This is a genomic window from Streptomyces sp. NPDC059092 (assembly GCF_042756365.1).
GTDB lineage: Bacteria > Actinomycetota > Actinomycetes > Streptomycetales > Streptomycetaceae > Streptomyces.
The window spans coordinates 1-8935 of the sequence record NZ_JBHZEJ010000125.1 but is presented as its reverse complement, the minus strand read 5'-3'; the positions used below and the strand labels follow the sequence as shown (position 1 = coordinate 8935).

Genomic DNA, 8935 nt, shown 5'->3' with positions numbered 1-8935 from the left:
GGGGTATTTCCGTGGTGCTGGCACTGATGTGGTTCTCCTTCGCCAGGATCGTAACCCTGGCATCAGGGACTCCACGAATCTCAGTACAGCTCACTCCCGATCGCTGAGATTGGCAAGGTCTGCAATGTCGTCAGGCTCGGTGACTGCCCCGTAGGCATCCGCGTCAATCAGGTAAGCCAGATCGATGTCACTGGGGTCCAGTTTGCCGCTTATGAAGCTTCCCGCGAGCCAAATGCGTGCCACTGAACCAAACAGGCACTCAACCCCTGCCCTGTGGAGTTTGAGCTCGTCCCACAGGCCCTGTCGAGTACTCGACCTCTCCCAGGTTGCTGCCCGCACGAGCGAGTGCTCAACGTCCTCCCATCTCATGGGGTAACGGCCAGGAGACGGGCACTGCGTCTCCGAGGCGAACGGCGGTAAGGGAGGCATACGGCTCCAAGGACCAAGCAGAGTAGTCCCGGCACTCTACGTGACTTCTCCATCACGTATGGAGTGATCGCAGTTCTTTGCGAGCCGACGCCGCACCACACGGACCGGCAGCGACCGGCATGGACCGGCAAGTGGGCGGCTACGGGGCGAACGCCGACTTCCGCCACGGCCTGGAAAGCCACGGCCTGGCCCGGGGCGCAAGCCCATCAGGGACAGGAGCATCACCGCGGAAAGCCGGGCTCGCCAGAGCCTCCTTGATCCCAACGCGCTGCTTGGTATGCAGCCACCTACGGCCCCGAACCAGACATGGATGCAGCAGGCTGCCGCGCAGTTCCTGAGCCAGGTGGTGCTCAACCAGCCCCAGCGCCGGGCGGGGTCCGGCTCGGCCTCGACGCCACCTGGCCCCACGCCGCCGACCACGGCTCCTTCGCCCGCACCTCCGGCGCCTCCAGGCGTGCCGTACCCGTACGGGCACCCCTACGTGCCCGCGCACGTGCCGTACCCGACCCCGCTGCCGGGCTACCCGACGCCCGTCGTCGCGCTTACGCACCCGGGCAGCAGCGGTGGCCACTCCACGGGTATCGGCTCGTGGACGAAGGCGATGCCGCCTGCGGCCAACCCGAACTACTCGGAGTGAGCCGGTAGACGGCTCGCGCCGTTCAGGTTGAAGCAGCCCCCGCTCGCCGTACCTTTCGGGGCGCTCGGGGGCTGATCGTCGTCTCACATCCATCTCACACGGGTCTCACAGAAGGGCAGAGAGAGGACGGCAGGACGGTGACGCGTGAGGGCTTCATGGGCTCGATATGGACCACATGGAGAACGAGGAAGGCGCCCATCGCACTACGGATCAGAAGGTTGCAGGTTCGAATCCTGCCGAGTGCACATAGGTCAAAGGCCCCGCCGGTTCGTCCGGCGGGGCCTTTGACATCAACGGATGACATCAACGCGGCCGGAAACCCGCTGTCAGCCGTCCGCTCCCTCCCCTTCCGGCTCGTCGTCGGAGTCGTCGAGGTTGAGCGCGTCGTCCATGCGCTCCGAGGCCACCCGCAGCGTCGTGTCCATCAACGTGCGCGTAGGTGTCGAGCCATCGTGATCGTGCTGTGCCCCAGCGTCTCCATGATCGTTCGTGTATCCATCCTCCTGCGCGAGCAAGAGCGATGCGCGGGTGTGCCGCAGGTCGTGGACGCGCACGCGGCGCACGTTCGCGTTCCGGCACAGGATGGTGAGCATCCGGTTCAGGCTCCGGGGATCGGTGACGCGGCCCGTGATCGTGGTGAAGATCAGGCGTCCGGCCGGCCTGGCGCGGGCTGCCACTTCGTGTACGCCGGTTGGTGTCGGCCGCTGATGTCAGGCCGCCCGCCTGTTTTTCGACTCGCAAGAATCTCACCGAATTGAGGCGTGAGGGGCGAGCGATTCTCGCTCACCTCTCCAACGGTCCTTCCCCCAGCCCGAGCAGGGCTCCTCTGTAGCAGCTCGACTGCTGTCGCCTCGGAGCGATCCTCCTGACGGTTGTCCGCGGTGGCCTTGGGGCGATTCGCGCGAAGGCACGAATCGTCCCATTACCAGTCCGCCTTGCGGCCCATCATCTTTGAGAGCACCCGCGTATTTTGACCGCTTGGACCAAGGAACAGCTTCGAGCAGGACGCGGTGCATCCCAAACCGGCTATGACGGGATCCCGCTGAGTTACTCCTTCAGGGTGTCGTCATCGTACTCAATTGGCGTGTCGGGAAACACCGCATGGTCGCCCCGTTACCGTGCGGGCGTCGACCACAAAGGACTGCCCGGCGGCTGGCGGGTAAGGGTTCCCTCAGCGTAGCGGCGTAGCCCGATCGAGAGGATTTGGACCTTGAGCGATCTTTCCCGCCGCTACCTGCTCAGAGCGTCAGCGGCCGCCGGCGCCGGGGCGGTCGTCATCCCGGGCCTTACGGCCGCAGGCGCGCCGGACATTGCGGCCGCGAGCACCTCGGGCCTTCTGGCCGCGAGCGACCCGACCAAAAGGTCGTCGGGATGTCCGCCGGCGAAGCTGACCGGTCGCGTCGTCCGCCCCGACGACGCCTCGTACACGGATGATCGCATCGACTACGACCAGCTGTTCTCTCACTACCCGCTGGTCATCGTCTTCGCCCAGGAGACCCAGGACGTGGTGAACGCCCTCACCTGGGCGCGGCAGCACAACGTCGCACTGCGGGTACGCAGCGGCCGCCACGCCCTGGAGGGCTGGTCGAACATCGACAACGGCATCGTGATCGACGTCAGCCAGCTCAAGTCGGTCCACATCGACACCGACGCTCGTATCGCGACGGTCGGCGCCGGCCTGACCCAGTTGGAAGCGGTGACGGCGCTCGCCGAGCAGGACCTCGCGGTCACGACCGGAAGCGAGGGCAGCGTCGGCTTGGTCGGTGCGACGGTCGGCGGCGGCCTTGGCCCCCTCAACCGCTGGCTCGGCATGGCCTGTGACAGCCTGATCGGGACCGAGGTCGTCGTCCCGTCGGGTCGCGACTGCGCCGAGGTGATCCATGCCGACCTGAATGACCACTCAGACCTGCTCTGGGCGCTCCGTGGGGCGGGAAACGGCAACTTCGGAATCGTCACGCAACTCACCTACAAGGTGCACCCGCTCAAGCGCATCGCCTATGTGCAGGCGACCTGGGACGGCCTTACGGACCTGCATGGGATCTTCGATGCATGGCAGCGCACGGTACCGTTCGCCGACAACCGCCTCGGGTCCGAAGTCGAGATCCACAAGTCCCAGATCCTGCTGTTCGCGTGGCTCGCGGAGGGCACGGTGGCAGAGGCCAGAAAGATGCTGGCCCCGATCCTGTCGATCGGCACGCCCGATGTGAAGGTGCAGTTCGGTAACTGGGGCCCCATCTATGCCGGAGCCCAGGTCCCGCGCTCGCAGGAGCCCGCCAACGTGAAGTTCTTCTCACAGTTCGCCAAGAAGCCGTTCCCGAAGAAGGCGATCGACGTCATCGGGCACTACATGCGAAACGCTCCCACGGAGGACAGCAACTACTTCGTCGATGCCTTCGGCGGGGCGATCAAGGAGGAGCCCCGCGGCGGCACCGCGTTCGTGCACCGCGACGCGATCTTCTACGGCGAGATCGGCGCAGCCTGGGGTACTCCTTCGACGACACCAGGCGTCTGCGACCCGCTCACCTCGACGTGCCAGGCCTGGACCGCCGAATTCAGCCAGGCGATGCGCAGCTTCGTGGACGGCGCCTACGTCAACGTGCCGAACGTCGGCATGCAGGAGTGGGAGACCGCCTACTGGGGGAGAGACCACTTCGAGCGGCTGCGCGAGATCAAGGCGAAGTACGACCCCTGCAACGTCTTCCAGTACGAGCAGAGCATCCCGCCCGCGTCACGCTGATCGACAGTTCGCCGTCGGGGCCCCGCCCCGGTCAGGCCCGGCCTTTCACGCAGAAGGGCCCGACGCAGTCGAAGGGGTGTCGTTAACCTCGATCTTGCATGAGGGATCGTCGGATTGCTGACGATCCCTTTGCTCGTTCGGAGTGAAGATTTCTGCTTGCGGGCAGGGCTGATGTTCCGGCTGTCATGCCGGGTGGGCGCCGGGTTCCACTGCTCCGGTTGTGATGGTGCTGGTAGCAGGGAGGGGATGCTGCTGGTCAGCCAGGGTTGGGCAGAGTTTCGAGCCGGTCGAGGGCGATCTGGATGATCTCCAGCCGGATCTGGCTCTGGGGCGTGTCGTGCAGGGCAGGTTGCGCAGGCCGGGAGAAATCCGGGGGCCTCTCGCGTTGAAGGGCATCCGCTGGGGCGGATGCCCCCTCACAGTCGCAGCCTGAACTTGGGCCCCGCCTTACCTTCGCCAGAACAGGTGGTGCGTCACGCCGCTCGGGCTGGGCACAACCTCCAGGTGGAACCGGTCGAGCAGTTCGTCGGGGGACTCCCAGAGCCGCAGTCCGGACCCCAGCCTTACCGGTGAGACCGCCACATGCAGGGTGTCGACGAGGCCGGCGTCGAGGAACTGCCGGATGGTGGTGACCCCGCCGCCAAGTCGGATGTCCTTGCCCTGCGCCGCTTCCCGCGCACGTTCGAGGACCGTGGCCGGATCGGCGTCGACGAAGTGGAACGTGGTGTCGGAGAGCGTGAACGACGGACGCGTGTGGTGGGTCATGACGAACACCGGCGTGCGGAACGGGGGCTCCTCCCCCCACCAGCCGCGCCATTCATGGTTCTGCCAGGGCCCGCGCTGGGGTCCGAACTTGTTGCGGCCCATGATCTCGGCACCGATGTTGCGCGCGAAGTCCCGCGTGAAGTAATCGTCCAGGCCCCGGCTCCCCTCGGAATCCGTGCGCATGGGCCAGCTCGCCGTGGCTCCGGCCCAGGCAAACAGCCTCTCGGGATGGTCGAAGCCGAACGGCCGCTCGAAACTCTGGGCCTCACCGGCTGCGATTCCGTCACTCGAGACGTTGAAGTTCATCACTCTCAGCAGTTGATCCATGTCTGTCCTCGTCAGGTCCTGTGGCGTCATCGTGCGGCGGAGCGCCGCACACAATTACGTCGAACGGGAGGTGGCCGGATCGACAGCGACGCGCGACTTTTTCCACGGCGTGCGAGGAATCGGCCCCGTAGCGGCGGATCAGAAGGGTGCGGGTTCGGTGCCGGTTCCCGGTTAGGGTGATCGCTGGTCATCGCACGACGACTGGGGAGTCGGGGCATGCGTGCGAGGGGGAGGGGTGCCCATGAAGATGCGTACGGTCGGGCTGGGGCTCACCGCTGTGATGCTGGCCGCGCTCGTGGGGTGCGGGACCAAGCCGGCCCAAGAAGCCGGGGAAGCCGGAGAGGACCGCCTCCCGTCCGGGACGCTGCAGGGCCGGTGGTGGACCTGGGCGTCGACGGAGCCCGAGCGGACGAACCCGGTCGCCGATCAGGACGGCAACGCGTGCGAGCGGAACCAGCCGCAGGACGTGTGGTTCCTGGCCGGCACCTTCGGCACCCGGGCCGAGCGCACGTGCAGCATCCCTGCCGGGGTGCCGCTCGCCTTCCCCCTCCTGAACCGGATCGGTGAACCGGCCGACTGCGCGGGCTTCATGAGAATGGCCGAGGGGTCTGCCGTTCTGGACGGCAGGAAGATCGACCCGGAGACGTACCGAGGAGAGCCGATCGAGGTACGAAGCGTCGCCGACAACCCCGTCACGGGCAGGGGAGGCAGCTTCACCACGACCGGCTGCGGACTCTGGGTCCAACTGCCCCCGCTGGAACCCGGCGAGCACACGCTGACGATCCGAGGCCGGTCCGGCGATTTCGTGACCGGTGTGGACTACGCGCTGACGGTGGAAGCCGCGTAGGCGAGACCGGAGAGCGGTTGCCGGCGAACTCCGGGCGGGGTGGACGACCGGGCATCCCGCATACGTCGCCGAGAACCGGGAGCACGCGTGCGCCGGTTCCGTGACCGCAGGACAGGGCTCAGGACGTACGAAATCCGGTGGAGCACCGCGTCGGGGCGAAGCAGAATCTGCTCGTGGAACGAATCGTTGACCTTGATCGGGCAGCCGCGGTAATCGAGGAGCGAGCCGCACGATGGCTGGGGGCCGGCCTCCAGGCCGGGCAGGTGACGTGGCGGGACGGGGCGTGCCATGGCCTCAGCGGCTTGAGACCGACCGGGCGTTGGTACGTGATCCCGACTCGGTCGGCGTGCTCATCTCCGGCCCGGCGGACGCCGAACTGTCCGTGGTGCTCTTCCGCGGCGGCTGGGCCGACGTGGACTTCTTCGTCGGTCTCGACGACGCCGGAACACTGCCGGCCTGCGGCATCGACTCGGCAGCGGCGTTCGGTACCCGGCTCGATGGGTGGGTGTCACGGGTCTTCGGGAAAATCGGCGCCGCGTAGAACGGGAGGGGCGGCATCACTTCTCTTCCGGGAAAGGGCGCTCGTAAGGTCCTGGCAAGCCCAACTACCTTGGCGACTCGTCCACGCTCTCCCGAGACCCCGTCAGCATCCCGTGCACTCACGGTCGTCACGTCGCGGGGCGGCTGGTCGCCGCCGCCGCGCAGGCACCCGCCGAGGAGCCGGCGGAAGAGCATGAGCGGCACCCCGGTGGCCGGCCGGTCAGGGGGCAGGCCCCGGCGCGAACGTGCCAGGGCTTGAACGGAACCGACCGGATCTGTCGGTCAGTGGGGGTGCCGTCACCGGCGGCGCAGGAACATTCCGCGTTCTCCACGACGTCGTCCAGGTCAAGGACGGCGGTCACGGAGGGGGCGGCGACGGGTGGTGGAGGACGGCTGTCCGAGGCCGGCGGGCCGGGCAGAAGGGGCACCAGCGCGGGCGGGGTCGTGATCCCGTCGACGGACCCTGCACGACGCCCACTCCAAGACGTGTGCAGAGGGCGGACGGTATGCAGGCTGGAATGATCGGCGGGGCGAGGGCCACTTCAGAACTCGGGGGGTGTCACGCTGAAGTTCTCGCCGCCGTAAAGGGATTCGTAACGAATCTCGATCACCAGACGCCGGGTGATGAGATCCCAGAACCAGCCATGCTGTTCATCGCTGAACTCGTCCAGGGACAACAAGGTGACGGACTGCCCGGCCAGTACCACCGCGCCTGGGCGCATGGAGTATGCCTTGGGCCGCGTCGGGAACGAGCTCAATATGCTGTGCTGCGTGTGGTAGTCCCACTGCCCGACGGGTTCCCCGTCCAACCGCACCACCGAGGTCGTCACGATGGCCGGCCCAAGACCGGCATTGACGACTCTGAGTTCTGCATTGGTGCCCTCGTACTCCTTGATGCGGCGCATCTGGAGCAGAGGCCTCACCGACTGGCGGCTGTGTTGTCTGCTGTCCCTGGACTGTGTGTAGCTGACCCAAAGCGAGCCGAGGGCTATGACTGTCGCTGCAACGGCGGTGACCGTGTCCGAGCTCATGTGGATTCCCTTCCGCGGCGCCGTGGATGGTGATGGGATCCTCCCCACGTGACCGCCGATCCAGTCCGTAGCCCGCGAGCATGCCGGGTCAGAAGGTGTCTGTGTCCCTTTGTGTGCGAGCGTGCGAGAACTGACTGGGGAAACCACAGAGTTTGACGGTCTCATCAAGCTGTTTCTCGGAATACGGAAGACATGCCGCATCCAACAGGGACGGCAGAGCCGGCCGGAATCGAACCGGCGTCCTCGCGATTTTGGAGACCGCGCGCGACGACCTCTGCGCTACGGCTCGGCCGCGTCCACCATCCTAAGGATTCAACTGAGGCGGCTCCTGGTCACTTCGGTCGTACCTCGACCGGATCTCGCCGACCGGGCCTCTGGGCACATCCCGCTGCCTTGCCGACGCAGATGGAGAGGGTGTTGGTCCTCCGGGGAACGTTCACCGTGACGGCGTGGCGTCCGTCGGCTCAGGGACCGCGCCCGTCCTGCTCGCGGTGCGGGTCGTTGCCCTCACGGCCACGTGCGCGCGTGTGCCGCGAAGAAGCCGGCCTCGCTGCCCGCGAAACCTGTTCCTGGGGTACGTCGATGACGATCGTGGAAACCCGGGAGCGGTGCATCGGGCCACCTCAGCGATCAGTGCTGCCCCACCTGATGGGGGGCGTGCGGGACGGTGACCACCTGGTACGCGTCCTCGTAGACCACTCTGCCCGGGTCCGCCGAGCGCGTCTCCCGCCAGCCGACTCCGTGCGCCGTGAGGAGTTCCAGGTAGCCGGCCAGGCGGGCGATCAGGACTTCGGCCTCCGGTGAGGGCTTGAACCAGGCGACCGCTCCCGGGTTGTGCTCCGGGTCGTAGACCAGGGGGTCGATGGTGGACGGGTCGGGATAGTTGGCGTCGTACCAGTCGTTGCCCGCCCGCCAGAAGCGCCACTGCTCCTCGGTCAGGGCGCCGCTCCTGGCGAGGCCGTTGGCCAGGGCGAAGACGCCGGGGTAGTGGCCGCGGGGGCTCCGGACCGTGCTCTGGTAGCGGGTGAACTCCGGGGGCGGGGGGTTCCCGGGTGTGTCTGCTTCCTGTGCCGCGTTCGCTTGGGGCATGAGGTGTCCTTCCGGCCGCGTCGAAGACGTCATGCTGTCAGTCAGGGCGCGGAGGAGGGTTGCGGATGGCGTGGCGGTGCGACGGGCTCCGGTGGGCCGGCGGGGCGCCCGTGCTGCGGTGGCGGCGGGGTGCGGAGCGGCGGGAGAGCGGGCTGGTGTACGGGGGTGACCTGGGGTTTCGCGCTGTCGGGGTGCGCGGGTGTGTCGGGGCGCGGGGGAATGTCTGCCCGGTCGGGGCGGTGATTCCCGGGCGCGGTACGGGCGGCCGGTGTGCCGAGTGCGCGCGGCTGGACCGGGCGCATTCCGTGGCCGCCGACACCCTGGCCGACGATCCGCGCACGTACCGCGTCTATCTGGCGTGGTTCGGGCCCGGCATGGTGAAGGTCGGGATCACCGCCGAGCAGCGCGGGTCCGCGCGGCTGCTGGAGCAGGGCGCGGTGGCGTTCTCCTGGCTGGGGCGGGGGCCGCTGATGGCCGCGCGGCGGACGGAGGAGCTGGTGCGCCGGGGGCTCGGGGTGCCCGATCGGGTCCCG

Annotated in this window: 10 protein-coding genes and 1 tRNA gene; 5 read left to right on the top strand and 6 right to left on the bottom strand. The window is 67.5% G+C overall.

The features are described from left to right. Window positions 1-90: 90 nt before the first annotated feature. Window positions 91-429 carry a DUF6932 family protein gene (locus tag ACFXPL_RS36405; protein WP_384927463.1) on the bottom strand — a complete coding sequence of 113 codons (339 nt, stop codon included), beginning with the start codon at window positions 427-429 and terminating at the stop codon, window positions 91-93. Window positions 430-739: 310 nt separating this feature from the next. On the opposite strand from ACFXPL_RS36405, the gene ACFXPL_RS36400 reads away from it, so the two are divergent. Further along, entirely contained in the window at window positions 740-1066 is a 327-nt protein-coding gene (locus tag ACFXPL_RS36400; RefSeq protein WP_384927462.1) for a hypothetical protein, read from the top strand. A 326-nt stretch (window positions 1067-1392) separates the two neighbouring features. Here the strand turns inward: ACFXPL_RS36400 and ACFXPL_RS36395 are convergent, their stop codons facing one another. Next, a complete protein-coding gene (locus tag ACFXPL_RS36395; protein WP_384927461.1) occupies window positions 1393-1743 on the bottom strand; it encodes a hypothetical protein in 351 nt (116 codons plus the stop codon). A gap of 533 nt (window positions 1744-2276) precedes the next feature. Here ACFXPL_RS36395 and ACFXPL_RS36390 point away from each other — a divergent pair. Beyond that, window positions 2277-3803 carry an FAD-binding oxidoreductase gene (locus tag ACFXPL_RS36390; protein WP_384927460.1) on the top strand — a complete coding sequence of 509 codons (1527 nt, stop codon included), beginning with the start codon at window positions 2277-2279 and terminating at the stop codon, window positions 3801-3803. 447 nt (window positions 3804-4250) lie between these two features. Here ACFXPL_RS36390 and ACFXPL_RS36385 read toward each other — a convergent pair whose 3' ends face one another. Beyond that, window positions 4251-4895: a dihydrofolate reductase family protein gene (locus ACFXPL_RS36385; RefSeq protein WP_384927459.1), complete on the bottom strand. Its 645-nt coding sequence runs from the start codon at window positions 4893-4895 to the stop codon at window positions 4251-4253. A gap of 241 nt (window positions 4896-5136) precedes the next feature. On the opposite strand from ACFXPL_RS36385, the gene ACFXPL_RS36380 reads away from it, so the two are divergent. Then, on the top strand, window positions 5137-5742 hold the full coding sequence (locus ACFXPL_RS36380) for a signal protein (protein WP_384927458.1): 606 nt from the start codon (window positions 5137-5139) through the stop codon (window positions 5740-5742). Between the two features lie 283 nt (window positions 5743-6025). After that, window positions 6026-6283, top strand: coding sequence for a hypothetical protein (locus tag ACFXPL_RS36375; protein WP_384927457.1), 258 nt, complete (start codon window positions 6026-6028; stop codon window positions 6281-6283). A gap of 541 nt (window positions 6284-6824) precedes the next feature. On the opposite strand, the gene ACFXPL_RS36370 is transcribed toward ACFXPL_RS36375, so the two are convergent. The 3 genes from ACFXPL_RS36370 to ACFXPL_RS36360 form a co-directional block, all read right to left on the bottom strand. Continuing rightward, window positions 6825-7313 (bottom strand): hypothetical protein, encoded by a 489-nt coding sequence (locus ACFXPL_RS36370; protein ID WP_384927456.1) that lies wholly within the window; start codon window positions 7311-7313, stop codon window positions 6825-6827. Window positions 7314-7527: 214 nt separating this feature from the next. Beyond that, window positions 7528-7602: transfer RNA gene (locus ACFXPL_RS36365), tRNA-Trp, on the bottom strand. A 341-nt stretch (window positions 7603-7943) separates the two neighbouring features. Next, window positions 7944-8402 (bottom strand): hypothetical protein, encoded by a 459-nt coding sequence (locus ACFXPL_RS36360; protein ID WP_384927455.1) that lies wholly within the window; start codon window positions 8400-8402, stop codon window positions 7944-7946. Between the two features lie 65 nt (window positions 8403-8467). On the opposite strand from ACFXPL_RS36360, the gene ACFXPL_RS36355 reads away from it, so the two are divergent. Further along, the coding region (locus ACFXPL_RS36355) for a DUF2797 domain-containing protein (RefSeq protein ID WP_384927454.1) at window positions 8468-8935 on the top strand (468 nt) is incomplete at its 3' end.

Excerpts from the sequence above, each read along its gene's own strand:
- ACFXPL_RS36405 (WP_384927463.1), bottom strand. The coding sequence starts at position 429 with ATGCCTCCCTTACCGCCGTTCGCCTCGGAGACGCAGTGCCCGTCTCCT.
- ACFXPL_RS36400 (WP_384927462.1), top strand. The coding sequence starts at position 740 with ATGCAGCAGGCTGCCGCGCAGTTCCTGAGCCAGGTGGTGCTCAACCAG.
- ACFXPL_RS36385 (WP_384927459.1), bottom strand. The coding sequence starts at position 4,895 with ATGGATCAACTGCTGAGAGTGATGAACTTCAACGTCTCGAGTGACGGA.
- ACFXPL_RS36380 (WP_384927458.1), top strand. The coding sequence starts at position 5,137 with ATGAAGATGCGTACGGTCGGGCTGGGGCTCACCGCTGTGATGCTGGCC.
- ACFXPL_RS36370 (WP_384927456.1), bottom strand. The coding sequence starts at position 7,313 with ATGAGCTCGGACACGGTCACCGCCGTTGCAGCGACAGTCATAGCCCTC.
- ACFXPL_RS36360 (WP_384927455.1), bottom strand. The coding sequence starts at position 8,402 with ATGCCCCAAGCGAACGCGGCACAGGAAGCAGACACACCCGGGAACCCC.